At 40.7% G+C, this 24307-nt stretch carries 29 protein-coding genes; 1 reads left to right on the top strand and 28 read right to left on the bottom strand.

Annotated elements, in window-relative coordinates:
- Window positions 1-79: 79 nt before the first annotated feature.
- The 15 genes from ACTJJQ_RS18625 to metG form a co-directional block, all read right to left on the bottom strand.
- On the bottom strand, window positions 80-706 hold the full coding sequence (locus tag ACTJJQ_RS18625; RefSeq protein ID WP_008341853.1) for a 50S ribosomal protein L25/general stress protein Ctc: 627 nt from the start codon (window positions 704-706) through the stop codon (window positions 80-82).
- Between the two features lie 138 nt (window positions 707-844).
- Window positions 845-1798 carry a ribose-phosphate diphosphokinase gene (locus ACTJJQ_RS18620; RefSeq protein WP_003217907.1) on the bottom strand — a complete coding sequence of 318 codons (954 nt, stop codon included), beginning with the start codon at window positions 1796-1798 and terminating at the stop codon, window positions 845-847.
- A gap of 22 nt (window positions 1799-1820) precedes the next feature.
- Window positions 1821-3191 (bottom strand): bifunctional UDP-N-acetylglucosamine diphosphorylase/glucosamine-1-phosphate N-acetyltransferase GlmU, encoded by a 1371-nt coding sequence (glmU, locus tag ACTJJQ_RS18615; RefSeq protein ID WP_072368353.1) that lies wholly within the window; start codon window positions 3189-3191, stop codon window positions 1821-1823.
- A 198-nt stretch (window positions 3192-3389) separates the two neighbouring features.
- On the bottom strand, window positions 3390-3686 hold the full coding sequence (gene spoVG / locus ACTJJQ_RS18610; RefSeq protein ID WP_008357439.1) for a septation regulator SpoVG: 297 nt from the start codon (window positions 3684-3686) through the stop codon (window positions 3390-3392).
- Window positions 3687-3910: 224 nt separating this feature from the next.
- Complete coding sequence (gene ridA / locus ACTJJQ_RS18605) at window positions 3911-4288, bottom strand: 2-iminobutanoate/2-iminopropanoate deaminase (RefSeq protein WP_008341860.1); 378 nt, start codon at window positions 4286-4288, stop codon at window positions 3911-3913.
- A gap of 38 nt (window positions 4289-4326) precedes the next feature.
- Window positions 4327-5160 (bottom strand): pur operon repressor, encoded by an 834-nt coding sequence (purR, locus tag ACTJJQ_RS18600; protein ID WP_440600488.1) that lies wholly within the window; start codon window positions 5158-5160, stop codon window positions 4327-4329.
- Between the two features lie 55 nt (window positions 5161-5215).
- Window positions 5216-6085 carry a 4-(cytidine 5'-diphospho)-2-C-methyl-D-erythritol kinase gene (gene ispE / locus ACTJJQ_RS18595; RefSeq protein WP_017359321.1) on the bottom strand — a complete coding sequence of 290 codons (870 nt, stop codon included), beginning with the start codon at window positions 6083-6085 and terminating at the stop codon, window positions 5216-5218.
- Between the two features lie 147 nt (window positions 6086-6232).
- On the bottom strand, window positions 6233-6418 hold the full coding sequence (locus tag ACTJJQ_RS18590; protein WP_017366434.1) for a small, acid-soluble spore protein, alpha/beta type: 186 nt from the start codon (window positions 6416-6418) through the stop codon (window positions 6233-6235).
- A 162-nt stretch (window positions 6419-6580) separates the two neighbouring features.
- Window positions 6581-6838, bottom strand: a complete 258-nt coding sequence (gene veg, locus ACTJJQ_RS18585) for a biofilm formation stimulator Veg (protein WP_003217979.1) — start codon at window positions 6836-6838, stop codon at window positions 6581-6583.
- A gap of 213 nt (window positions 6839-7051) precedes the next feature.
- Window positions 7052-7936 (bottom strand): sporulation peptidase YabG, encoded by an 885-nt coding sequence (gene yabG / locus ACTJJQ_RS18580; RefSeq protein WP_007496216.1) that lies wholly within the window; start codon window positions 7934-7936, stop codon window positions 7052-7054.
- A gap of 287 nt (window positions 7937-8223) precedes the next feature.
- Window positions 8224-9102, bottom strand: a complete 879-nt coding sequence (gene rsmA / locus ACTJJQ_RS18575; protein ID WP_024719357.1) for a 16S rRNA (adenine(1518)-N(6)/adenine(1519)-N(6))-dimethyltransferase RsmA — start codon at window positions 9100-9102, stop codon at window positions 8224-8226.
- The gene (gene rnmV / locus ACTJJQ_RS18570; protein ID WP_008341876.1) at window positions 9095-9655 is read right to left on the bottom strand and encodes a ribonuclease M5; all 561 of its coding nucleotides are present in this window, start codon (window positions 9653-9655) and stop codon (window positions 9095-9097) included. The genes rsmA and rnmV overlap by 8 nt, the downstream gene beginning before the upstream one ends.
- Window positions 9656-9815: 160 nt before the next feature.
- The gene (locus ACTJJQ_RS18565; protein ID WP_242731397.1) at window positions 9816-11018 is read right to left on the bottom strand and encodes a G5 and 3D domain-containing protein; all 1203 of its coding nucleotides are present in this window, start codon (window positions 11016-11018) and stop codon (window positions 9816-9818) included.
- A gap of 244 nt (window positions 11019-11262) precedes the next feature.
- Window positions 11263-12030 (bottom strand): TatD family hydrolase, encoded by a 768-nt coding sequence (locus ACTJJQ_RS18560; RefSeq protein WP_007496220.1) that lies wholly within the window; start codon window positions 12028-12030, stop codon window positions 11263-11265.
- A gap of 81 nt (window positions 12031-12111) precedes the next feature.
- Window positions 12112-14112, bottom strand: a complete 2001-nt coding sequence (gene metG / locus ACTJJQ_RS18555; RefSeq protein WP_008341884.1) for a methionine--tRNA ligase — start codon at window positions 14110-14112, stop codon at window positions 12112-12114.
- 519 nt (window positions 14113-14631) lie between these two features.
- Between metG and ACTJJQ_RS18550 the strand changes: the two genes are divergently transcribed.
- A complete protein-coding gene (locus tag ACTJJQ_RS18550; protein WP_087975202.1) occupies window positions 14632-14922 on the top strand; it encodes an AbrB/MazE/SpoVT family DNA-binding domain-containing protein in 291 nt (96 codons plus the stop codon).
- Between the two features lie 44 nt (window positions 14923-14966).
- On the opposite strand, the gene rsmI is transcribed toward ACTJJQ_RS18550, so the two are convergent.
- From rsmI to ACTJJQ_RS18485, 13 genes are all read right to left on the bottom strand, one after another.
- Window positions 14967-15848 (bottom strand): 16S rRNA (cytidine(1402)-2'-O)-methyltransferase, encoded by an 882-nt coding sequence (gene rsmI / locus ACTJJQ_RS18545; RefSeq protein WP_440600487.1) that lies wholly within the window; start codon window positions 15846-15848, stop codon window positions 14967-14969.
- Window positions 15823-16122 carry a GIY-YIG nuclease family protein gene (locus ACTJJQ_RS18540; protein ID WP_058337193.1) on the bottom strand — a complete coding sequence of 100 codons (300 nt, stop codon included), beginning with the start codon at window positions 16120-16122 and terminating at the stop codon, window positions 15823-15825. Before ACTJJQ_RS18540 ends, rsmI begins: the two co-directional genes overlap by 26 nt.
- Entirely contained in the window at window positions 16109-16852 is a 744-nt protein-coding gene (locus tag ACTJJQ_RS18535; protein ID WP_017359328.1) for a tRNA1(Val) (adenine(37)-N6)-methyltransferase, read from the bottom strand. Before ACTJJQ_RS18535 ends, ACTJJQ_RS18540 begins: the two co-directional genes overlap by 14 nt.
- 55 nt (window positions 16853-16907) lie before the next feature.
- Window positions 16908-17261, bottom strand: coding sequence for a DNA replication initiation control protein YabA (gene yabA, locus ACTJJQ_RS18530; RefSeq protein ID WP_007496228.1), 354 nt, complete (start codon window positions 17259-17261; stop codon window positions 16908-16910).
- A 14-nt stretch (window positions 17262-17275) separates the two neighbouring features.
- A complete protein-coding gene (locus tag ACTJJQ_RS18525; protein WP_024719352.1) occupies window positions 17276-18103 on the bottom strand; it encodes a PSP1 domain-containing protein in 828 nt (275 codons plus the stop codon).
- A 2-nt stretch (window positions 18104-18105) separates the two neighbouring features.
- Window positions 18106-19095 (bottom strand): DNA polymerase III subunit delta', encoded by a 990-nt coding sequence (gene holB, locus ACTJJQ_RS18520; protein ID WP_024719351.1) that lies wholly within the window; start codon window positions 19093-19095, stop codon window positions 18106-18108.
- A gap of 11 nt (window positions 19096-19106) precedes the next feature.
- A complete protein-coding gene (locus ACTJJQ_RS18515) occupies window positions 19107-19547 on the bottom strand; it encodes a YaaR family protein (protein ID WP_008341898.1) in 441 nt (146 codons plus the stop codon).
- A 12-nt stretch (window positions 19548-19559) separates the two neighbouring features.
- On the bottom strand, window positions 19560-19889 hold the full coding sequence (locus ACTJJQ_RS18510) for a cyclic-di-AMP receptor (protein WP_012008640.1): 330 nt from the start codon (window positions 19887-19889) through the stop codon (window positions 19560-19562).
- Between the two features lie 79 nt (window positions 19890-19968).
- Window positions 19969-20607: a dTMP kinase gene (gene tmk, locus ACTJJQ_RS18505; RefSeq protein ID WP_007496237.1), complete on the bottom strand. Its 639-nt coding sequence runs from the start codon at window positions 20605-20607 to the stop codon at window positions 19969-19971.
- Window positions 20604-22010: an aminotransferase class I/II-fold pyridoxal phosphate-dependent enzyme gene (locus ACTJJQ_RS18500; protein WP_440600486.1), complete on the bottom strand. Its 1407-nt coding sequence runs from the start codon at window positions 22008-22010 to the stop codon at window positions 20604-20606. Before ACTJJQ_RS18500 ends, tmk begins: the two co-directional genes overlap by 4 nt.
- A gap of 77 nt (window positions 22011-22087) precedes the next feature.
- Window positions 22088-23149 (bottom strand): toxic anion resistance protein, encoded by a 1062-nt coding sequence (locus ACTJJQ_RS18495; RefSeq protein WP_440600485.1) that lies wholly within the window; start codon window positions 23147-23149, stop codon window positions 22088-22090.
- Window positions 23150-23170: 21 nt separating this feature from the next.
- Window positions 23171-23785, bottom strand: a complete 615-nt coding sequence (locus ACTJJQ_RS18490) for a 5-bromo-4-chloroindolyl phosphate hydrolysis family protein (RefSeq protein WP_017359333.1) — start codon at window positions 23783-23785, stop codon at window positions 23171-23173.
- Window positions 23786-23913: 128 nt separating this feature from the next.
- Complete coding sequence (locus tag ACTJJQ_RS18485; protein WP_017359334.1) at window positions 23914-24105, bottom strand: sigma factor G inhibitor Gin; 192 nt, start codon at window positions 24103-24105, stop codon at window positions 23914-23916.
- Between the last annotated feature and the right edge of the window lie 202 nt (window positions 24106-24307).

The raw sequence follows: 24307 nt of genomic DNA, 5'->3' as shown, positions 1-24307 counted from the left end.
CTCATGCAAAACGTATGAATTCTTTTCATTCTAGCACAAAAGACGTAACCGCGGGAGGGTTACGTCTCTAATTGACCAGTTATTCTTCGCTGTCATCTTTTTCTTTAATGGCCTCAGGCTCTTGCGTTTCCTCTTCACTATCTGGCTCCGGAACCTCTGATTGCTGAGGCGGTAAGATCGAAGCAACAACTTCTTCTGGATCATTATTAATTTGATACGTAGACTGAACAGACAGATCACCAACTGTTAGTACGTCATTTACTTCTAAGTTTGTAATATCAGCTTCAATATTTTGCGGGATATCCTTTGGTTTTGCTGTAATAGATAGCTCAAATAGTGGCTGCTGAAGGACACCGCCATCCTTTACCCCTTTGGATTCTCCAATGAGTTGTACAGGTACATCTGCGTCAATTTCTCGCTGCAAGTCGACCACTTGGAAATCAGCGTGGACAAGCTCATTTTTCAACGGATCTGTTTGCAATTCTGTCACCATCACAGATTTTGTTTCACCGCCAACGTCTAATGTGATGATTGTGTTTTTTCCTTCATCACGTAATGTCTTTAATAAATCAATACTGTCTAATGAAACAGCAAGGTTGTCTGTATTTTTTCCGTATATGACACCAGGAACGTGTCCTGAATGACGGATTTTTTGCAGTGTGGAACGTTTGAAATCAGTTCTTTTATTTGCTTTTAAAGTTGCCATATTCAGCACCATCCTATTTCTTTTTTGTCACTACTTTCATAAATACCCATAACTGAATCATTTTAAACATGTTTGGCTTTCATTTATCACAGCAAAAAGACCCCAAGCTGATGCCTAGGGCCTTTTCCAATCAGAAAATTAGCTGAAAAGGTAGCTTACAGATTCTTCTTCATGTACACGGATGATGGCTTCTGCAAGCAAAGGCCCAACTGAAAGCGGAATGAATTTTCCAACTTTCTTGTCATCTGTTAAGTGAATACTGTTTGTCACAACTAATTCTTTAATTTTAGAGTTTGTAATGCGTTCTACTGCTGGTCCAGACAATACTGGGTGAGTACAACAAGCATAGACTTCAGCCGCTCCATTTTCCACAAGTGCATTTGCAGCAAGTGTAATCGTACCAGCTGTATCAATGATATCATCGATGAGAATCGCCGTTTTTCCTTCAATGTTCCCAATGATGTTCATCACTTCAGCCACGTTCGGCTTCGGACGACGTTTGTCGATAATGGCGATTGGTGCTTTCAGGCGGTCCGCCATTTTGCGCGCACGCGTAACACCACCGTGGTCAGGAGACACAACAACGATATCATTCAAGTTTTTCTGTTCGAAATAGTTTGTTAAGATTGGCACAGCCATTAAGTTATCGATTGGAATATCAAAGAAACCTTGGATTTGCGGCGCATGAAGATCAAGTGCAATGACACGTGTAGCACCTGCTGTTTCAAGTAAGTTCGCAAAAAGCTTCGCTGTGATTGGCTCACGAGGTTTCGCCTTACGATCTTGACGTGCATATCCGTAATAAGGGATGACAATATTGACCGTTTTCGCAGAAGCGCGTTTTAGTGCATCTACCATAATGAGTAGCTCCATAATGTGCTCATTGACTGGCGCACTAGTAGATTGAATAACATAACAATCACAGCCGCGGATACTTTCTTCAATATTGATTTGGACTTCACCGTCACTAAAACGTTTAACAGAGCTCTTTCCTACATCAACTCCGATACGATCGGCAATTTCTTTGGCAAGTTCAGGGTTTGAATTCAAAGAGAATATCTTTAAATTCGCATCAGCATAACGATTAGACATGGTAAACCTCCGGGTATTTGGATTATTTTTTATGAATATTTTTCACATAATCTTCTTTATTGACTTGTCTTGCTCTAGCAATAGACAATGCATCCTGCGGTACATCTTCTGTAACCGTTGAACCGGCTGCAACATATGCCCCTTTTCCGACAGTGACTGGTGCAACGAGATTTGAATTGCAGCCAATAAATGCGCCATCTTCAATCTTCGTTAAGAATTTGTTCTTCCCATCATAATTAACTGTAATGGATCCACAACCAAGGTTTACATCCGCTCCGACCTCTGCATCTCCAATATAGCTTAGATGAGACGCTTTGCTTCGGTCACCGAAAACTGTTTTCTTGATTTCGACAAAATTTCCGATCTTCACTTCATCGCCAATTTTCGACAACGGGCGAATATGAGCAAACGGTCCAATTGTCACATCTACCCCAACTTCACTATCACAGACAACAGACTGCTTAATGACTGTCCGATCTCCAATTACGCTATCAACAATTTCAGTGTTCGGACCGATTGTGGCATCTGCACCAATCTTTACATTCCCTTTGATGACCGTCCCAGGATAAATCATTGTATCTTCACCGATGACTGCATCTGGCGAGATATACGTGTTCTCAGGATCAATCAAGGTTACACCATTCTTCATATGCTGATGATTAATACGTCGCTTCATGAATTGCTCTGCTTGTGATAGAGCGATACGATCATTGACTCCAAGTGTTTCTTCAAAATGCGGTGTTTGATACGCTGCAACCGTCTGTCCTTCATTCTTTAGAATTTCAATGACATCTGGCAAATAGTATTCACCTTGTGCATTTTCATTTGACACTTGCTCAATCACACGGAAGAGATCTTCATTTGAAAAGCAATAGGTTCCAGTATTAATTTCATTCACTTGACGTTCAGCATCATTTGCATCTTTATGCTCGACGATTTTTACTACAGCACCTGTTTCATCACGAAGAATACGTCCATAACCTGTTGGATCATCCGCGTGTGCTGTCAAAATCGTCACTTTTGCTTGTTGTTTTTGATGCTCACTTAACATGGCTTCCATTGTTTCCGCTGTCAATAATGGTGTATCTCCACAAATGACAATGGTTGTTCCCTTTTCCTGCGCGAGGAACGATTTAGCTTGTTTGACGGCATGTGCTGTTCCCAGCTGTTCTTCTTGAAGTGCATATTCACTTCTTTCCCCAAGCTGCTTCTTGACGTCCTCTGCTCCATGACCGACAATCGTCACAAGCTTGGCTAAAGATAGCTTTAACGCTTGATCTGCCACATGCTCGACCATTGGCTTTCCGCAAACTGGATGAAGTACTTTGTATAACTTTGACTTCATTCTTGTTCCTTTTCCCGCTGCTAAAATCACTGCGAACCGCTTATCCATTGATTGGCCTCCAATATCCCTATTATCCATAGAAAAATATATCCTAAATAAGGACTGATTTCAAGGATACAAGAGGAAGTGCATTAATTTTCTAATGGTTGAAACCTAGAAGAATCATGAGGAAAAACGCAAAAAAGACAGCATTTAAAAGAAAACATTCATTTTCTCTTAAAGCTGTCTTTTTAGGTTCACATATCTTTAAGAAGCTCCAGCTTCTTCATATTCAATTGTCTCTTCCTCTTCGCCTAAGCGATGATACTCATTTAAAACAGCATCTTGGATTTTACCCCGAGTGCTTGAATTAATTGGATGTGCAATGTCGCGAAACTCTCCATCAGGCGTACGTTTGCTAGGCATTGCAACAAACAAGCCATTGTTTCCATCAATCACACGAATATCATGAACAACAAATTCGTGGTCCAGCGTGATGGATGCAATCGCCCTCATGCGACCATCGGTATTCACGCGGCGTAATCTTACGTCAGTAACTTCCACAGTAGTTCACCACCTTTTCCCAATATAAAAGCATTAATTAGGTATTCAACGATTGTGGTGATTCTCCTGCTCTTTTTTTAAACTTTTTTTGAAATATCGGGATATTTATACATTTTTTGTCATTTTAATGACGACGCTTACATCGGTTGCGTGAAAAAAGACATCATGACGATGCCTTTTCATACATATAATGAAACCAAACGGCCTCCAAAGAGATGGCCTGTTTATTTCACTAATGCCACAACTTCAATTTCTACAAGTGCATCTTTTGGAAGTCTGGCTACTTCTACACACGAACGAGCTGGCTTATGTGTATGGAAGTATTCACCGTACACTTCATTCACTTCAGCGAATTGTTCCATATCTTTAATGAAAACCGTTGCTTTCACGACTGTTTCAAAGGAAGCACCCGCTGCTTCAAGGACGGCTTTAAGATTATGAAACACTTGATGTGTTTGTTCTTTAATATCTCCATTCACAAAATCTCCAGCTGGCGTTAATGGAATCTGCCCTGAGCTGTAAAACATGTTATTGACGATAATCCCTTGAGAGTAAGGTCCAATGGCTGCTGGCGCGTTTTTGGTTTGAACAACTTTTGTCATATCAATCTCTCCCATTCAAATACATGTTTGATCAAAACTTAAGCTTTCGAATGAAAAAACTCGTGGAAATTACCTTCATTAATCTCAATGATTTTCTGCTTCATATCAATGGTTGAAAGCTTTAAAAGTGATACATATTCATCGACAAGACGTTCATCTACGCCTTCATCTTCTAATAAAACACCGATCCCTGCAACATTTGCATTAAATTCCTCTAGAAGATTCATCATGCCATTAATGGTTCCGCCTGCTTTCATAAAGTCATCAATAATCAACACATTGGATCCTTTATCTAAGCTCCGCTTTGCAAGTGACATGGTTTGAATTCGGTTAGAAGAACCTGATGCATAATTAATACTCACAGTTGATCCTTCTGTTACCTTATTATCTTTTCTAACGATCACAACAGGCACATTTAAATAATCTGCAACAGAATAGGCAATCGGAATACCTTTCGTCGCAACAGTCATGACAACATCAATCGGTCGATCCGAAAAAATGGTCGCAAAAAGCTTACCGATTTTCGCAAGAATCGATGGATTGCCTAAAACATCAGTTAAATATAAATAGCCGCCAGGAAGCACACGTTCAGGAGTTGATAATGCCTCTCCGATATCGTTTACCACTTCGTCTGCTTCTTTTAAATGAATCTTTGGAATATATTTCACTCCGCCAGCAGCGCCAGGTACAGTAAGTAAAGTCCCTATTCCCTGCTGTTCGAAGGTCTGTTTGATAATCGTTAAGTCTTCACTAATAGAGGACTTTGCAGATTGATATCGCTCTGCAAAAAAAGTTAAAGGTACTAGTACGTGCGGGTGGGTTAACAAATAATTTGTTAAGTCCACCAATCTGCCGCTTCGACGAAACTTCATGAACTTACCCCCAGAACCCGAATAATTTATGAATAATATAACTTAATATACGGATTTAATCAAGGGTATTTTGTTCGCCGATCATGCGGACAGCGTAAACCTGATCACAAAATCCTCTCAGTCCGTTATATATTCTTTGTACCTTCGATTCATATTGAATCAAGCCAAATACAGTTGGCCCGCTGCCGCTCATTAATACAGCATCTGCTCCGAAACGCTTCATCTGTCTCTTAATCATATCGACTTCCGGATACATCTTTAATGTCACAGATTCCAACACGTTACCGAGTGAGCCGCACATCTCTTTATAATCTTTCGCTTCAATTGCTTCAATCATACGCTGTACATTTGGGTGTTCTACTTTGCTTGCGTCATATTGTCTGTAGACCTCAGCTGTAGATACCCCAATCACCGGCTTCGCTAAAATCACCCAGCAATGCGGCGGTGTCGCAATATGCTTTAGTTTCTCTCCACGTCCTGTCGCTAGCGCTGTCCCTCCGTGTACGCAAAAAGAGACATCTGAGCCGATCTCCGCTCCAAGCTCAGCTAGTTCATCTAACGTGAGATTTAACTTCCACAAACGGTTTAAGCCGCGAAGCGCTGCTGCGGCATCACTGCTGCCTCCAGCTAAACCTGCTGCGACGGGAATTGCTTTTGTGATGACAATCGATACGCCTTTTTGAATACCGAATCTTGTTTTTAATAATTTAGCTGCCTGATAAGCCAAATTCCGTTGATCATCTGGCACAAAACGATTATGAGATGATACACGGATTTCGTCTTTGTCCAGCTCCGTCAGCTCTAGTCGATCTGCAAGATCTATTGTTGTCATCACCATCTCCACTTCGTGATATCCATCCGGTCTTTTTCCATGAACATCAAGTGAGAGATTAATTTTTGCCGGTGCTTTTTCTAAAATACGCAAACATTTCACCTACTTCTCCATCTAAACATAAGTATCAATATTGTATCACATTTGATGGATCTGATGAATATTGGCTTTTGCCCCCAGCACACTCACTTTTTCAAGCAAAAAAGACCAGAGACACCCGAGGTATCCCTGATCATTTCTTTATCGTTGATTCTCTTCTTGAGCCATGTGCTGTTGAGCTAATTCAATGGCACGTTTGACCATATTTCCTGCGTCACGCGCACGAATCTCTCCCCAGCCTCCATTTTTGACGGTATCATAAAATCCAAGATCCTTCGCCAGCTCGTATTTGAACTCATCTGACATAATGCCTCGGCGTCTACCCAAACGAAACAGCCCCTTTGGTCGAGAATTCGAATCATCGCCACTCCTTTGTGGCTTTCTTATTTTGCATCGATTCCTGCCTTTTACCCCTTTCAAATAATGGACAGCCTCCCATACAGAAAAAAAGGCAAAACAAAAAGCAGTAAACAAAAAGTTCACTGCCCATTAATAGGCGACTGAGCTAGCGGTATCATCGAACGTTAATTCGACCGTCTCAGTCAGTATATCTGCATAACTGTAAGAAACTCTTTCAAACGAATTCTCATCTTGATCTAATTGAATCACAAAAACAGAAGGGTACGTTTCAGCTAAAATGCCCGAACGCTCAATTGTTTTTCGGCGGCCTCCGTTAGCCTTTAACGTCAAACGTTTACCTAAGTTACCATCAAGCGATCTTTTGATGTCGGACAAAGTCTTCGCCATTGCATCCACCTCACTGAGATAATTATACAACAACGGCCCATTTTTGTCAAATAAAAATTAAATTATATCAACCAACACGAGCCATTGTCAACAAAATAATTTTGACAAACTTCTACCTTTTCTCCTCCCTATTTTTCTCAAATTCCGGTGAATTATGTATTCATATGAAATTTCTTTTTGAGCATAAAAAAAACCAGACTGAAATCAGTCGGGTTATGTCGATTCATGGTCTCTTTTATATGGCATACCTACCCTTAAAACACCCCTTGTTTCAATTCCTCCGAGACCTTTTTCTCTCGTCAGCGTATTTCGGAGCACATCCCACACGTTGATTCGATCTACAAATGGAGTGAAGCTGATCTTGGCAACAATATAGACGGGGTCAAGTGCATGAATGTTGACACGTGAGGGTGAGCTTGCAAAATTAGCACCTGCTTGAATTAATGATTCAAAATGAGATTGGCAGGCACCTGCAAAGATTACGAGTTGATCTAAATGCGGAACCTTCCTTCTTGCCTTTTGAACCGTTTCAACGAAATGACGAGAATGACGATATGCACCGATATCGTGTACACCGCCCTTTTGTTTAGAATACGCATCATGTCCTGTGATGACCAAAATATCAGGCCGGTATTGATCAATTAATGAATCAATCATGCTTGGCATTTTCTTCTCGTGGCAATGCACACCATACACAGGTACACCGATTCTTTCATATACATCTAAGCATTTCTTTAAGTATGAAGCATCTCCATCTAAATGCAGAACCTTTCCGGGCATATGAAAATACTGCTCCTGATGCTGATATTGTCCAGACGTATAATACTCTTGTTTTTCACGAAGCAGCTGATAATCTTGCCTGAGTAAGTCGAGCGATTCGTTAATTTTCCGTTCATCGTCCTTCTCTCTTGTCAGCTGCTCCTCTTTTTGAATCAAGACCAAATCTGACATCTTCGCATCGGCAATCAGCCTCACTTCATTCCCATGCAAAATGGCGGTGGCTTCGTGCTGGTCTGTCTCATCAATTCGAATGATACGAAACATAATATCCATCTGATAGGATGCCCTCGTCACCATATCTCCTATTTGAAATTGCATGCTTTTCACTCCACAATCAGGCTCTTATCCTGTTGGTATCGTCTTACGCTACACTTGTTCTTCTTTCAGGTATGTTGTTCTTTCTAGCCTATGCCTGAACAGGTGAAGTGGTGAAAACCAAAAGAAAAAAGCCCTTATGAAAGGGCTTTGTCTTCTTTTCAGCGTGATAGAAAACCTTTGCAGTCTAGGAAGGACGAGTACTGGCGCGGAGCGAATTTGACATTCGTGAGCACCAGCGCGCAGGACTGACACCGAATGCGAGGGTTTGTCTACACGCTGAAAAGCCCTTATGAGAGGGCTTTGTGTAAAACATTGGACAAACGGGCAAATTCATCGATTGACAATGATTCACCGCGGCGTTTCCCATCAACCTCAGCTGTTACAAGGGCTTCTTCAATGATGGCTTTATGTTTCTTGCCATCTGGCAGATTGTTCATCAAGTTATTCATCAATGTCTTCCGGCGCTGGCCAAAACTCGCACGAATCAGTTGAAAGAAAAACGTATCATTGTCTACTGAGACTGCAGGTGTTTCACGAACAGTTAGTTTGATCACCGCTGAATCCACATTCGGTTGTGGGACGAAAACCGTTTTCGGCACAACCATGACCGTCTTCGCTTCTGTATAAAATTGCACTGCAATCGACAAAGAGTTGTATTCTTTTGATGAAGGAGCAGCGGCCATGCGATCTGCTACTTCTTTTTGCAGCATGACAACGATTCCTTTCAATGGAAGGTTTTCTTCAAGCAATTTCATAATAATTGGTGTCGTCACATAATAAGGAAGGTTTGCTACGACCATTACTTCTTTACAGTCAGCAAATTGTTCTTCAATCACCTTTCTTACATCTGCTTTTAATACGTCTTGATGAATAATGGTGACATTATCATATGGAGAAAGCGTATCGTTTAAAATCGGCAATAGTCGCTGGTCGATTTCAAAAGCCGTGACTTTCTTTGCCCGTTTGGCGAGCTGTTCAGTCAACGCACCGATACCAGGGCCAATTTCAATTACACCTGTCTCATCCGTAATCTCTGCATGATCGACAATGCGATCTAAAATATTCGTATCAATTAAAAAGTTTTGCCCTAAGCTCTTTTTAAAAGAGAAACCGTACTTCTTCAGTATTTCCTTCGTTCTGATGGGCGTGGCAATATCTTTATTCATCGGCTTCCTCCTGCATGACGGTCTTTAAGGCCGCAATAAAATCCTCTTTCGTTATTTGGAACATGTGAAGACGCTTTTGCAGCTGCTTCGCATTTGTATATCCTATATTTAAAAGCACACCTAATCGTTCGCGGCGGCGTTTTGATGCTTCGCCTCCGATAAGGCCTGCGTCAAATAAATCGTCTAACGTAATCTCGCTTTCTGATTCTTCCATTTCCTCATGGACATGTGCAAGGCATTCTCGAATACTATCCAAGGAAGCATGCTCGACACCAATTCCTTTGTCCCGCTTCGCTTTCGCAAGGTGTTTTGGTAAAAAGGCGTGCTTACAGCCAGGGACAGCCTCTGCGATGGTTTTACGGATCTTTTCCCCAGGGAAATCAGGATCAGTTAAAATGATAACCCCCCTCGTCTCCTGAGCAAGACGCACTTGTTGAATGACTGTATCGCCAATGGCAGATCCATTCGTTTCAATCGTATCTGCATCAACTGCCATTTTTACTCTAGCAGTGTCGTCACGCCCCTCCACCACAATGATTTCTTTGATTTTCATGTATTCCTCCGCTTGCAAAAACAATCTACATTTTTTTGTCAAAAAATGAAACCTTCCATGCTGTTTTTGCGTCTAATTAATTAGAAAACAGTGCTTCTATTATAACCAAAAAAACAGAGGGTGCGCAAAGCCCTCTGTTCATATAAATGATTTGATGTGTTTATTTGAGCACTCTAATTTTCACTCGTTTATTTCCCCATTGATAAGCTGCCGACTTACTTGGGACGAACACATCAATTTTATTCCCTTTTATAGCAGATCCAGTGTCTGATGCAACGGCATACCCATAGCCTTCCACATACACTTTAGAGCCCAGCGGAATGACACTCGGGTCAACTGCTATGACCTTTGCACCTGGATTTGCTTTTAAATTAAAGCCTGTAGACGTTCTGCCCGTACATCCAGCACAGCTCGCTGTATAGGCTGTAGACGTCACATAGAACTCTTTTCCTGACGATTCATTACTTCTTGAAACCGCAGGGGACGCCTTAGGTTCTTTCTTGGACACTTGTGTACCAACGGCCACTAAACGATCCTTACTGTCTTTTGCAGTAACCTCTTTAATTAATTCTTTAGACACCACTTTGCCGTTTTCTTTCACAATGGCATAGTGCTTCTTTAATTTACCTTCTTCACCTTTTTCAAGCACCTTCTCTTTTCCTTTTTCAAGAGATCGATCCTTTTTATGTTTGGTATCAAAAGCAATTTTCTCTTCCACTACATCGGTGACTTTTTCCACCCGAGTGATCTTCACATCTGCGCTTTTTTTAGAAAGGTGACTATGTAACGCAGGTTTGATCTTATCGTGCTTCTTGAGCTTCAGCTCTTGTTGCTTTAAAAAGTCAGCGACCGTAGTCGAAGTGGTCCACACTTTCTTATCCTTTCCTCCATCGTTTAAGCTGACCTGGAAGGCCTGCTGAACCACAAGATCCATATTCTTTTTAATCTTGTCATTCTTTCCTGGAGTGACTTGATCGTGCTTCCCAATATCTATCTTCTCATTCTTCAATAATGCTCCAACCGTCTGATCTGTTGTCCATATCGTTTTCTCTTTCCCATCTAGGGTGAGATGAACCGGTTTAGCCGCATCATACACAATGTTCATGTTGTCTTGAATCTTTGTATTTAGACTTGGAGAGATATGATCCTCCGCCTTGGTCCTTATTCCAAGGTCTGAAAGCAGCTGTGCTACTGTCTCTTCATGTGTACGAATTGTCTTCTCTTTGCCATTGATTGAAATGGTAATAGACTGCTTAGTGAGCTCATGCGCACCGTAAGCCGTCCCAGTTCCAGCTAAAAGCAAGCAAGCGACTAGAAATAAAACCTTGCCTTTTCCTAGCTTGACAGAAAACAGATTTTTCATTTTTTGTACGATGAAAAACGCCTCCTTCTCCTCGGAGAGATTATATAGAGTATCTCAAAACCTGTCAACCCTTCCACCCACTGTACAAAAATGCTCGATTGTAAACCTATTATGGGAGATTTTTGGAAGGAAGGGAAGAAAGACTTATCGACAACTTATCCTATGAGGAGGCGCAAACGTGTAGAACTTTTTCGTTATGTTTCACAATTGGACAAGCTTAAACAAGGATTGACATCATATACTGTCAGTTTATACGGAAAACTTTTTTCGCATTTTCTGTTGTCAATGCAGCAAGCTCTTCAAAGCTCATTTCTCGCAATTCAGCAATTTGTTCTGCGATATATTTCACATAACTCGGCTCATTACGTTTCCCTCTAAATGGCGCTGGAGTTAAATATGGACAGTCTGTTTCAATCAACAGACGATCACTTGGAATATCCTTTACAACTTCCTTTGGTTTTTTTGCATTTTTAAATGTCACAGGTCCACCAAATGAGATATAAAAGTTCATTTCCATACACGCTTTTGCAATTTCGAGGCTGCCAGTAAAGCAGTGCATAATTCCTCCAACTTCTGCCGCTCCTTCTTCTTTTAAGATCGTCACTACATCTTCCGTAGCGTCACGGTTATGAATGATAATTGGTAGATTCACTTCTTTCGCAAGAGCAATTTGACGTCTAAAGACTTCTTTTTGCACATCTTTTGGCGACTTGTCCCAATAGTAATCTAGACCCATTTCTCCAATGGCAACAACCTTTTCATGCTGAGATAATTCTTTGATCCAAGCCAAATCTTCATCTGTCATATCAATGGCATCAACAGGATGCCAGCCGATGGCTGCATAAATAAAATCATATGCTTCAATTAGCTCCATCGCTCTCGTAATGGTTGGACGATCAAACCCGACCACCACAATCTTCTCTACCTTTTCACTTTTGGCTCTTTCAATCACCTGCTCTAAGTCTTCATTATATTGTTCAGCATTTAAGTGGGCATGTGTATCAAATAACATGGTTGATTGCTCCTTTCGACAATTCTTCTGAAAAACAAAAGGTGTTCGACGAAATGTTACACGTGGAACACCTTTGTTGAATTATAAAATTTTTGTTCCATTTGCTAGAGATTGATCTACTTCAAGAACCTGCAATTTACCACCAGTTTCTCCAGTTAAAATCATTCCCTGGGAAATTTCCCCTCTTAGTTTAACTGGTGTGAGATTCGCTACGCAGACGAGCTTCTTCCCTACCAATTCTTCTGGTTGATAATGCTTGGCAATCCCTGAGACAATTTGTCTCTTTTCAAATCCAAAATCAAGCTGAAGCTTTAAGAGACGATCAGCTTTTTTCACTGGTGCTGCTTCCAATACTTGTGCTACACGAAGGTCAACTTTCGAAAAATCATCGAAGGCGATTTCGGCACCCAGCTCAGGTAATTCAGTTTCTTCTATTTCAACTGTCTCTTCTTCTACCTTAGGCGCACTTCCCTGCATCTTCTCTTTAATGTATGCCACTTCTTCTTCAACCTCTAAACGAGGGAACAATGGCTCACCTTTTTGTACCGTCGCTTTTTGGATCGCACCGAAAGAAAGAATGCTTTCCCAGCTTTTGAGTTTCTCTTCTTCAATTCCAAGCTGGAAGAAGATTTTCTCAGGTGTTTTTGTTAAGAATGGCGTTAACAACACAGCTGTGATTCGGAGTGATTCTGCTAAATGGTACATCACCGAATGCAGTTCTTTTCGTTTTGTTTCATCCTTTGCTAACACCCATGGAGCTGTTTGATCAATATATTTATTTGTTCTGCTGATTAATGTCCAAACATTTGAAAGAGCCACTGAGAATTCGAGGTTTTCCATCGCTTCTTCATAGGCTTTCACCGTTTGTTCAGCTACAGCTTTTAGTTCCTCATCAAACTCATTGACTGGTCCCTTATAGCTGCTTAATGTACCGTCGAAGTATTTTTGCACCATCGCCACTGTACGGTTAAGTAAGTTCCCTAAATCATTGGCAAGGTCATAGTTTACACGTTCTACGAATCCTTCTGGTGTAAACACACCGTCTGCACCAAATGGTACTTCGCGTAGCAGGTAATAACGAAGAGCATCAAGACCATAGCGATCAATTAACGTAACAGGATCTACTACGTTCCCTTTTGATTTAGACATTTTGCCATCTTTCATGAGCAGCCAGCCATGTGCAAAAATTTGTTTTGGCAACGGCAGATCAAGTGCCATCAGCATAATTGGCCAGTAAATTGTATGGAATCGTACAATTTCTTTCCCGACTAGGTGTACGTTGGCAGGCCAATATTTTTTATATTTTTCATCTTGATCGGTTCCGTAGCCAATCGCTGTTAAGTAGTTGAATAACGCATCAATCCATACATAGATGACGTGCTTCGGATTATTAGGTACTTTAATGCCCCAATCAAAGGTTGTTCTTGATACAGCTAAATCCTCTAACCCCGGTTTAATGAAGTTATTAATCATTTCATTCTTTCTTGATTCAGGCTGAATGAACGACGGGTTCTTTTCGTAATAATCTAGTAAGCGATCTGCATACTTACTCATACGGAAGAAGTATGATTCCTCTTTAATCAATTCAACAGGGTGTCCACTGTCTGGGCTTTTCCCTCCAATGACTTCCCCTTTCTCATTTCGCTCAACATCAACAAGCTGTGTTTCCGTATAGAATGTTTCATCAGGAATACTGTACCAGCCCTCATATTGATCTAAATAAATATCTCCTTGATCAAGCAACTTTTGGAAGACTTGCTCAATGATTTTCGTATGTCTTTTTTCCGTTGTACGAATGAAATCATCGTTTGAAATGTCGAGTTTCTTCCATAATGATTTAATGTCAGCAACGACCGGATCTAAATACTCAATCGGTGTAATATTTTGTTCTTCAGCTTTTTGCTGAATTTTTTGTCCGTGCTCATCTGTACCCGTTAAATACATCACATCATAGCCTTGCAGACGTTTATATCGAGCCATGGCATCCCCTGCCACTGTCGTATAAGCATGTCCAATATGTAATTTTCCGCTCGGATAGTAAATTGGTGTAGTCAGATAAAACGTTTTTTTCTTTTCCGGCATGTCGGAACCTCCTGCTTGTGTGTAAATGTCAAAAACTCCCGCCCAATGGACGAGAGCGGTCATCATACTTCATTAAAATGTGTCAGATCATTTCATTATGTTTTGCACTTGTGCTTTCTCTATGATACCATCTTAGCCTTTAAGATCAAGCATATATACATAGAACAGATTGAAATGAACGAAAAAGATGAGTTTTTCGAAAAAAACGACAAACCGCTCGACATTTTGTCGAATATTGTCGTATGAAATCTATTTCCAGATTTACAATTGGCTAAATTAGGGCAAAAGTCTTGTTAATCTGTTATCGTCATTTTTCATATTTTTATAGATAAATTCTGAAAAATCCTTATACACCGGTAGTTTCAAGGTCCTTTGACTTTAAGAGTCATATTTTACAAACAATAGTAAACAAAATGATTGACGATTTATGGAAACCTTGTTATGCTAGGAATGTAAGGAATTTGTCGAATAATGACGAAGATAATATTATATTAAGAATAAGAACTTTTTGGGAGGAGAATGAAGATGAAATCTACAGGTATTGTACGTAAAGTTGACGAATTAGGACGCGTGGTGATTCCAATCGAGCTTCGCCGTACGTTAGGAATCGCAGAAAAAGACGCTTTGGAAATTTATGTTGATGATGAAAAAATTATCCTAAAAAAATATAAACCAAACATGACTTGCCAAGTAACAGGTGAAGTATCAGACGATAACCTTAAACTTGCTAATGGTAAATTAGTTCTTAGCCGTGAAGGTGCAGAGCAAATCATTAACGAAATCCAAAACCAACTTCAATCACAAAAATAAGTTTTATATAAAAAGGTTCTTGCACCGTTTGCAAGAACCTTTCTTTATTGTTCAATATGATACGCATCATAGATCGTCCGCTTTGGCACACCACGTTCGACCGCAGTACGTTTAATAGCCTCTTTTGACGTTAACCCTTCCTCTATGTAATGGATCACGTGCTCTTTTTCAGATAAAGAATTCCACCAAGCTTCTTCATTCAGTTCTTCTTCATTCTGATCATTTCCTTGTACGACGAGACAGAACTCACCACGGATTTGTTGTTCTGTCACCCAAGTCAGCGCGTATTCTAAATCTCCACGAATGAACTCTTCAAATTTCTTTGTCAATTCTCTCGTAATGGCAATATTCCGGTTCCCCCACACTTCTTTCATCACAGTCAGCGTTTCTTTTAACCGATGGGGCGCTTCATAGAAAATAATTGTTTCTTGGCGTTTCTTCAATGCTTCCAGCTGTTTTTTCTTTTCCTTTTTTTGACGATCAAGAAAACCGTAAAAGAAAAATGGCTGAGGTGCGATTCCTGACGCAATGAGCGCCGTAAGTGCTGCATTTGCACCAGGTAACGGAATGACATAGCCTCCGATGTTCGTAAAGTCGCGAACCACTTCGGCTCCTGGATCAGAGATCGTCGGTAAACCGGCATCGCTCACGAGTGCAATGTTCTTTCCTTCTTTTAACCATTCGATTAACTTGTGACCACTGCTATCTTTGTTATGTTCATGATAACTCGTTAATGGGGTATCAATTTCATAGACATGACAAAGCTTTTTCGTTTGTCTCGTATCTTCTGCGGCAATATAGTCTACATCTTTTAACGTTTGTATCGCTCGAAACGTCATATCTTCTAAGTTTCCAATCGGGGTTGGTACGAGATAAAGAATACCCATTTCTGATTGACCATCAAAGCTTTTCTGTGTCTTTTTCATGTGCCGCCTCCTTTTTGATTCGCTTTTCTTCTATATACATGTCCTTTTTTCGACGTGTCCACGTTTTGAAACGATATTCCTGTTGCATGGCTTCTCTTTTGGTGAAAAAGCATTCGTGGTAATAGAGTTCCACTGGCCGTCTAGCTCTCGTATACTTTGCACCCTTCCCACTATTATGGGCAGTCAGCCTTTTTTGTAAGTCATTTGTATACCCAGCGTACAAACTGCCATCTGCACATTTCAATACATAGAAATAATGACTATGCTTCTCCATACAGTATCGTCCTGATTTCTTTTGTATACTCTTGGTCTTCTCCATAAACAAAAAGCGGCGGGAGGATTTTCAAATCCGGCTTTCCATCTTTCATCCCTTCCACTAAAATGGTATTCGCTTCTTTTCCCTGTTTCGGATATACAAATTGAATTCGTTTTGGCTCAATTCGGTATTTCTTCATCATTTCAACAATCTCAAGCAGCCGTCCAGGGCGGTGAACCATTGCCAGTTTGCCTCCTTGCTTTAACAAAGTGGAAGAAACACGAATGACATCTTCTAATGTACAATGAATCTCATGACGTGCGATCGCCAAATACTCATTTTCATTGATTTCATCCTTAGAAGGAGTCTTAAAATATGGCGGATTACAAGTAATCACGTCTACTTTGTGGTTTCCGTACCGTTTAGGCATATCATTTAAATCACCATGGATCAACTCAATCTGCTGCTCAAGTTGATTATGCGCCACACTTCTCTTTGCCATATCAAACAGGCGTTCTTGAATTTCAACCCCTGTAATAGAGGCTTTAGATCTCGTCGAAAGCAGCAATGGAACAATGCCATTTCCCGTACAAAGATCAATAATCTCCCCTTTTTGAATCGGCACATACGCAAATTTTGCTAATAACACTGCATCCAATGAAAAGGCGAACACCGTTTTACTTTGAATAATTTTCATATCTTCTGCAAGCAAGTAGTCTAAACGTTCATCTTCTCTTAACGAAACCATGATGTATCCTTTCTTTTCCTGTGAAAAAGGCTCCCGATTCAGCGGAAGCCTTTTCTCATTTTTTATTTAAAAATGACAGACAGAACAAACAGTCTCCCTCTTTCCGAATGCTCCCATAATGTACATTACAAATATGGAAGCCCTCCTGATATAAACGAGCTAGGTTATCATGACCTTCTCCTATATCAGAATGACTTGGCTTCTGGGCAGAATCATGCTCTGCCTCAGACGATTTATCTCGATCGGATTGATCCAGACGTTCACGCAAGTGCTGATTCTCCATCTGCAGCTGATGATTTTCTTCAATCACTTCACCAATATGATTTTTCAAATCACCTAGCTGGCGATAAAGAGAACCGATTTGTTCTTCTAAATTAATCACCGTATCAAATAGTTCCTTTTTATCCAAGGTGGCACACCTCGTTACTCAGTTGTTTGTGCAGATACAACGCCTTCTTGTATTAATTCTTCCCAAGTATATTCTATCACTTTTTCTTGCCCGGTTAATTCAACTTGCAAAATTCGTTCTAAAATATTAAGCCCTACTACCTTTGCAGAGCCATTAGACGTCTGAATCGTTTCACCGATGTCCGGTAATTGTTCTTTTGCTGTTTCGTACTCATCATTCTCATATTTCAAGCAGCACATTAAACGGCCGCAAAGCCCTGAAATTTTGGTAGGGTTTAACGAGAGGTTTTGATCTTTTGCCATTTTAATGGACACAGGTTCAAAATCTCCTAAGAAAGTTGAACAGCAAAGCATACGTCCACACGGACCAATGCCGCCTAGCATTTTCGCCTCGTCTCTTACACCGATTTGACGAAGTTCAATTCTCGTCTTGAAGATAGATGCAAGATCCTTGACCAGCTCACGGAAATCTACTCTGCCATCCGCTGTAAAATAGAAGATGACCTTGTTGCGGTCGAATGTAAATTCGACATCGACCAGTTTCATTTCCAGGCCGTGTTCACTTACTTTCTGAAGACATGTGTCAAAGGCTGCCATCGCTGCTTCTTTGTTCTCCTCAACGATGAGCCGGTCTCGTTCGTCTGCGACGCGAATCACCTTACGCAAAGGGAGAACCACATCGTGTTCATCTACTTTTTTATTGGCGATGACCACTTGCCCGTACTCAACACCTCTAACCGTTTCTACAATGACACAACTATCATTTTCTATATGAAATCCATTAGGATCGAAATAATAGATTTTGCCCGCTTTTTTAAAGCGAACACCAATTACGTTGTACAAGCTTATCCCTCCTGCAACATCAACACCAATTGCTCCATTAGCCCTTGGGCATTCACGTTGGATTGAAGTCTCTTTTTCGCTTCTAATACAGCAAGGATCTGATTCGTCACCATTTGCTGTGTGGAATGCAGCGCGTGCTGCTTCATTGTCTGGAATAAGTCTTGATAAATGACTTTATCTTCATTTCCTATTTGAATCGACAATACATCACGATATATAAATAAAAGCATATCAAGACCAGTTTCTTGAAGGTCTTTCTCTTTGAAAAAAGGCATCCATTGATCTTGTATATAAAAAAATGCATGTTCTTTTCGCTGGTGTAAGACTTCATACAATTTTATCACTTTCGCTCTAGACTCTGCAAACTGATCATTTCGACTTAATTCGAGTGCTTCTGCTAAATTATTGGTTAAATTCGACAAAAGCCTTGCGAGATCCTGAGACACGCCTTCTTGTAAAAGCTGCTGCTCCAAAGATTGCGGCTGCAGCGGCTGAAAGCTAAGCATCTGACATCTTGAAATAATCGTATCCAGCATTTTATGCGATTGTTCAGTGATTAAAACTGCCATCGTTTCCCGGTTGGGCTCCTCTAGGAACTTTAATAAACTGTTCGCAGCATTGACCGTCATTTTGTCCGCATGGAGAATGATATACATTTTCCGATGCGATTCTACGCCTGCTTTTGTAAATTCCTCCTGCAAAGCCTGCACTTGCGCCTTCTTAATTGATTGACCGTCAGGCTGCACTAGATGTAAATCTGGATGGTTGCCAGACTGAATTCTTTTGCAGTTTTGACAGGACTCGCATGGTTTCACTCCTGCTTCCAAACAAAAAAAGCTCTTCGCTAAAAGCATCGCAGCATCTAGCTTTCCTGTCCCTTTTTTTCCTTCAAATAAGTAAGCATGAGCCAGTCGGTCTTTATCAATACTATTAAAAATCAGCCGCATGACGCGCGGCTGTAGATCATTCATGTCATCCCAGCTAATTGCCATGTTATCACTCTCTATGTGTAAAGGTTAATCAATAAACCTTTTATTTCTCCAATACGTTCAAGCAAATCAATCGAGGGTTTCTCTTGATTCATCATATCCTCTGTTAACTCAATCAGTTTTTCATCTAATGCTTTGACTAAAGCGAGTGTTCGCGTGTTGCCATAAATGTCAAAGCTCCTTGATGTCTCTATATTTAATCCATTATCGACTGTTTCTTTTACAAAGCGTTTCACAAGTCCTTTAAACCTAGCCAAATCTTTAAGGTTTCGTGACTTTGTCAGTTTCTTGCCGAAGACTTCGATATCGCTCAGCATGACTGTCAGCTGCTCTAAACGCATTTTACCACTTTGTGTCTCCATCGATGATTTAAACGATGCTGAAGTTTGGCTTCCTTTCATCGCTTGAAGTTCACGCTTTTCTAAAAGCAGCCGCATATCTTGATTAATTTTCACAGCAACCCATCCTTAAAATTGATGAAATTGTTCAACTGGCAGAATAAAGACGGTAGCTCCACCAACTTCAACCTCAACAGGGTATGGTACATATGAATCTGCATTTCCACCCATTGGTGATACAGGCGCGATCATTTGATCACGTTTACGGCAATTTTCCTTGATTAGCTGTAACGCTTTATCCACTCGGACATCATCGCAACCAATGATAAAAGTCGTATTCCCAGACTTTAGAAATCCACCAGTCGAAGCTAATTTTGTCACGCCGAATTGATGTTCGGTCAATATTTTCAATAACTTGCTGCTATCTTGATCCTGTACAACGGCAACAATTAATTTCATTTGATTGGCCTCCTTCATTTTAGGCACAGGTGACATGCCGATGTCTTCCTCTATATTATAACAACGATTGGGAATGAGGTCATATTTGATTTTTCTTTAATGTGTCCTGAATCAGCTGAAACACTTCATTAAAGACATCCTGAACAGGCTGAGACGCATCTACTACACGGAATCGTTCTGGTGATTGCGCAATCAGCAGCTCATATCCTTCTCTGACCATTTGATGAAAATTCAGTGTTTCCATGTCTAATCGATTTTTTTCTCTTCCTTGATTTGCATCAATTCGCTTTAGACCTTCCTCTGGTGTAATGGAAAAGTAAATGGTCATTTGCGGCATCGTGCCATCAATGGCAAAATCATTAATGGATTTGACTTCTTCAATCCCAAGCCCTCTCGCATAGCCCTGATAAGCAAGGGAGCTGTCGACAAAACGATCACATAAAACAGTTTCCCCCCGCTTCAATGCCGGTTCTACTTTTTCAGCCAAATGCTGCCTTCTAGCTGCTGCATAAAGCAATGCCTCTGTTTTTGCGTCCATTTTTGTATTTTTTTCATTTAAAATGACTTCACGAATTTGCTCTGCAATGTCAATGCCTCCGGGCTCACGTGTCGCCATCACTGCATAGCCTTGACGTTCCATTTCTTCGTACACTTTTCGAATCACTGTCGTTTTTCCAGCACCCTCAGGCCCTTCAAACGTAATAAACATACCGCTCATAGTGTCTCCTCTTCTATATAAACATATAATTTTCTCTGGTGAATCACCTGACTTGCTTGCACATGAACTTGATGCCCAAGCAAACGGCTTAACGTCGCAATTTGATCTGATTCAATCGGTTCTCCTTTAATCATCAAAGGAATGCCAGGCGGATAGGGAATGACCGATTCTGCACTAATCCGGCCAACTGCTTTTTCGAATGGAACAGCTTCTACATCTCGCTTTTGCTGATCGTCCTCTAAGAAGAGCGATCCCGTTTGAGGCTCTTTTTTTACAAGCAATGAATCACTTTGCTGAAGAGCCTGCTCTATAGCTGTAAAAGGAATGTCCTTTGTCTGCCTTAGACCAAAAACGAGTAAGACTTGATGTTCATCCGCAAGTTCTGGGTGAACCTCCACCGACTCAAGCACCTTTTTGAGTTCATAGCCTGTCAGCCCTTTTGTTGAACGAATGACACATTTTAATGGATCCATAGGTAAAGAGTCAGACTCAACCACTTCGAGATTGGAGATCATATTGAACTGTACTTTCAGCTTTGCCAAGTCTCTCAGGATTTCGTCCATTAACCCTTTTCCCTTCAACTCCTCCACATAAGCTCTCGCCACATCTAACGAAGCCATAATTGGATAGGAAGGTGAACTGCTTTGAAGCATCGTTAATAACGTCTTTATCCGCTTCACATCAATTCGGTCTCCTTGAAGATGGAGATAAGACCCCATTGTCATTGCCGGAAGGGTTTTATGTGCTGATTGTACCACCACGTCTGCTCCATAGGAAAGGGCAGATGGAGGAAAGGCACCGCCTAATACAAAATGAGCACCATGTGCCTCATCAACTAATACAATGATGCCAGCTTCATGACACATTTGAATGAGTCCTGATAAATCAGCTGCATGTCCGTAGTAGTTCGGATATGTCAAAACGATTGCCCGGCAGTTAGGATGTGTCGCCATAGCTTGTTTAACTGTTTCCTCCGTCACATGAGTTGGGACGTGCAAGTGCGGATCACTCTCAGTTTCTAACATAATAGGCGTCGCTCCCGCAAGCTCAATCGCATGGAACACAGACTTATGACAATTTCGCTGAACGAAAATGCCCTCCCCAGCCTGACACGCAGACATCACCATCGCCAAATTGCCAACGGTTGTGCCATTCACAAGGAAAAAACTTTGTTTAGCTCCATATAGCTTTGCCAATAAATCCTCTGCCTCTTGAATCACCCCAGTCGGATGGTGAAGATCATCTAGACCTTCAAGTTCTGTCACATCCAGCTGAAGAATGGATGCATAATAGGACCGTGCCTCATCAAAAAAGACATCTCCATTGTGATGTCCCGGAACGTGAAAAGAATAGGGCTTCTTTTCCGCATGTTGTGATAATGCTGTATATAAAGGTGTTTTCAAACAAATCGACCCTTTTCACTTAAACGATATCTTATATCTATTATAACGTTCAAACAAGTGAACTGAAAGATGGATTCTCATTCCTTTATTGGTTTATGATTCACCAGCTTCTGCTCTGCCTCATACATGCTACTTTTTAATTGAGCTCGTTCTTGGCTCCCATGTTCTTTTACCTGCAACGTTTCCTGCAATGTTTCGGCCAATTGGCGCTGAACCTTTTTCAACGTATCTATAGGCGTTAAGGATGCATCTTCAAGCAACTGTCCTTGCTGCTTCGATACCTGTTCATATGTTTGCTGGATACGCTGCTCAAGCGCTGAATTGGCTCGCTGCTGAATATGATTGAACGCAATCGACATTTGGTTAATCCATAAAGGAATTGATGCGGAAACAGTTGATTGAATATGATTGGCTAATGTATGGTTTGTATGCTGAATCATTCGAATTTGGGCATTACATTGCAGTGCGATTTGACGGCTCAACAGCAAATCATACTTCCGTTCTTTTAATCTCTCCATATATTCTTCTTCATCGACTTCCCGACTCATCAATTGTTCCTCTAATGTCCGATCATGTGACTGTGATTCTGTTAGGGCATGTTGCTCTAACAGCGTCAATTTTGCTTCAACTGCTGCAACCTGTAACGTCATCTCTTGAAAGTATGATTGATTTTCTTCAAATAAACGCTCTAATAACTTATGGTCCGAAATTAGCACGCCTCTTGCGTAACGAAGCCTTGCTGACAATCTCTCTATCTGTGCTTCCGCTTGTTTAAAACGAGATATGATCTCCTGAGTAGAACGCTTTTCTCGCTGAAATAACCTTAAAAAAAAGCCTCGCTTCTTTGGCAATAAATCCTCTGGCTCCATTAAATGCAGTTGCTGTAAAAAAGCTTCTAGAACGTCTCCGATTTGGTCAATATCTTTTTTCTCCACATATTGCATCATTTGTTTTGATTGTTCTAACAATCGTTCCTGCACACGTGTGCCATAGAAAAGTAGTTTTTGTGGATGGTCAGGGATCTTCTCAGCTCGCTGTAGCGCCTCCTGCTTTTCCTCATCAGATAAGGTATCAAACACCCGAAACGGAAGATCTGTAGTAGATGGGGCTGGTGGTATGACTGGATCTTCTGGTTTCATCGAGTTTGACTCCTTTCATATCTATTTTTTAATCATTTTATCGGCCACTTCAAGTTCAATATGAAGTGCTTCTATATCTCTTCCTAAAACTTGCTGTAAATCATTCGTTAATTGCTTTTGCAGTTCAGTCAGCGTGACTCGAGTTTGGCTTAATGTCATTTCAAGCTCATGGCTACGATTCGGCTGATTATACAGCAGTGCATATTTCTCAGTTAATTCAACAACAGAATCCAAACTCTCAAAATAAAACCGCTGTGCATCATAAAACCGGTTCGGTTCCTTTTTTGTTATCGTATAGATGCGTCGTGCAAGCCTAAGAATTTCATAATTATGCTTGATCGTCTGTACGTTCTTCACAGCAAATAAAGCTTTCTTCAAACGAACCAGCTTTTGCCCAGCTTCTTTTAAGTGCTGTTTAATATATACATAATCACTGCGAGACAGTCCGTGTTTCTTCAAAAACAACTGGAAGGCAGCCCATCGGCTTCCTGCAAACATCACACCCCACCCAATCATCGCATACAGTATCGACAATCCAACATGATGATGGAAAACACCAATACTGACAGTTAAAATCACCAGCGAAAAAAGAGTAGAGAGAACGGCCCATACAAATGTGTAAAAAATTGATTTCATGTTCATCGACTCCTATGAATAATCAGGCTCTCTGTTTATCTTATTATTTATTACGGTTGATGTCCAAACTAAGTTCCAAAAAACAGGCCCAATCCCCGATTGCCCATAAAAAAAGACCATCTAATGGTCTATGAATACAAAGGCGGCGTATGAAGATTTTTAAGCTTTCTTACATAATCAGCATAACTAGGATCCGAGGTTGATGTAGAAATTAACTTTCGTTCACAATCTCGGCATAAAAACTGATGATATAAATAAATTCCCTTTGTTTTTTTCTCTTCACAAATCAAACAAATTGCTTCTCGCTCTTTTTTGCTCATTGTGACACCTCCACTTATAGCTTCAGTATGCCCTAGCGCTTTCAATTGTATACAAAATTAAGAATGTTTTAGATGATAGTTTAGTATATGTATCCATGCCAGATCGAGTGTTTGTTCCTTTTTTAAAACACAAAAAAGACCAGTTCCGACTGGAACTGATCCTTTGAAAAGCTTGGCGGCGTCCTACTCTCACAGGGGGAAA

The sequence above is a fragment of the Bacillus sp. 22483 genome, assembly GCF_052044605.1.
Lineage (GTDB): Bacteria > Bacillota > Bacilli > Bacillales > Bacillaceae > Bacillus > Bacillus altitudinis.
The sequence above is the reverse complement of the archived record's forward strand: the minus strand, read 5'-3'. Positions and strand labels throughout refer to the sequence as shown.

Bases quoted from the DNA above. Each gene is read 5' to 3' on its own strand.
- ACTJJQ_RS18625 (WP_008341853.1), bottom strand. From the start codon at position 706: ATGGCAACTTTAAAAGCAAATAAAAGAACTGATTTCAAACGTTCCACA.
- ACTJJQ_RS18620 (WP_003217907.1), bottom strand. From the start codon at position 1,798: ATGTCTAATCGTTATGCTGATGCGAATTTAAAGATATTCTCTTTGAAT.
- glmU (WP_072368353.1), bottom strand. From the start codon at position 3,191: ATGGATAAGCGGTTCGCAGTGATTTTAGCAGCGGGAAAAGGAACAAGA.
- ridA (WP_008341860.1), bottom strand. From the start codon at position 4,288: ATGACAAAAGTTGTTCAAACCAAAAACGCGCCAGCAGCCATTGGACCT.
- purR (WP_440600488.1), bottom strand. From the start codon at position 5,160: ATGAAGTTTCGTCGAAGCGGCAGATTGGTGGACTTAACAAATTATTTG.
- veg (WP_003217979.1), bottom strand. From the start codon at position 6,838: ATGGCGAAGACTTTGTCCGACATCAAAAGATCGCTTGATGGTAACTTA.
- yabG (WP_007496216.1), bottom strand. From the start codon at position 7,936: ATGCAATTTCAAATAGGAGATATGGTGACGAGGGCATCCTATCAGATG.
- rsmA (WP_024719357.1), bottom strand. From the start codon at position 9,102: ATGAATAAAGATATTGCCACGCCCATCAGAACGAAGGAAATACTGAAG.
- rnmV (WP_008341876.1), bottom strand. From the start codon at position 9,655: ATGAAAATCAAAGAAATCATTGTGGTGGAGGGGCGTGACGACACTGCT.
- ACTJJQ_RS18565 (WP_242731397.1), bottom strand. From the start codon at position 11,018: ATGAAAAATCTGTTTTCTGTCAAGCTAGGAAAAGGCAAGGTTTTATTT.
- ACTJJQ_RS18560 (WP_007496220.1), bottom strand. From the start codon at position 12,030: ATGTTATTTGATACACATGCCCACTTAAATGCTGAACAATATAATGAA.
- metG (WP_008341884.1), bottom strand. From the start codon at position 14,112: ATGCCGGAAAAGAAAAAAACGTTTTATCTGACTACACCAATTTACTAT.
- ACTJJQ_RS18550 (WP_087975202.1), top strand. From the start codon at position 14,632: ATGAAGATGAAATCTACAGGTATTGTACGTAAAGTTGACGAATTAGGA.
- rsmI (WP_440600487.1), bottom strand. From the start codon at position 15,848: ATGAAAAAGACACAGAAAAGCTTTGATGGTCAATCAGAAATGGGTATT.
- ACTJJQ_RS18540 (WP_058337193.1), bottom strand. From the start codon at position 16,122: ATGGAGAAGCATAGTCATTATTTCTATGTATTGAAATGTGCAGATGGC.
- ACTJJQ_RS18535 (WP_017359328.1), bottom strand. From the start codon at position 16,852: ATGGTTTCGTTAAGAGAAGATGAACGTTTAGACTACTTGCTTGCAGAA.
- holB (WP_024719351.1), bottom strand. From the start codon at position 19,095: ATGGCAATTAGCTGGGATGACATGAATGATCTACAGCCGCGCGTCATG.
- ACTJJQ_RS18510 (WP_012008640.1), bottom strand. From the start codon at position 19,889: ATGAAATTAATTGTTGCCGTTGTACAGGATCAAGATAGCAGCAAGTTA.
- tmk (WP_007496237.1), bottom strand. From the start codon at position 20,607: ATGAGCGGTATGTTTATTACGTTTGAAGGGCCTGAGGGTGCTGGAAAA.
- ACTJJQ_RS18495 (WP_440600485.1), bottom strand. From the start codon at position 23,149: ATGAAACCAGAAGATCCAGTCATACCACCAGCCCCATCTACTACAGAT.
- ACTJJQ_RS18490 (WP_017359333.1), bottom strand. From the start codon at position 23,785: ATGAAATCAATTTTTTACACATTTGTATGGGCCGTTCTCTCTACTCTT.
- ACTJJQ_RS18485 (WP_017359334.1), bottom strand. From the start codon at position 24,105: ATGAGCAAAAAAGAGCGAGAAGCAATTTGTTTGATTTGTGAAGAGAAA.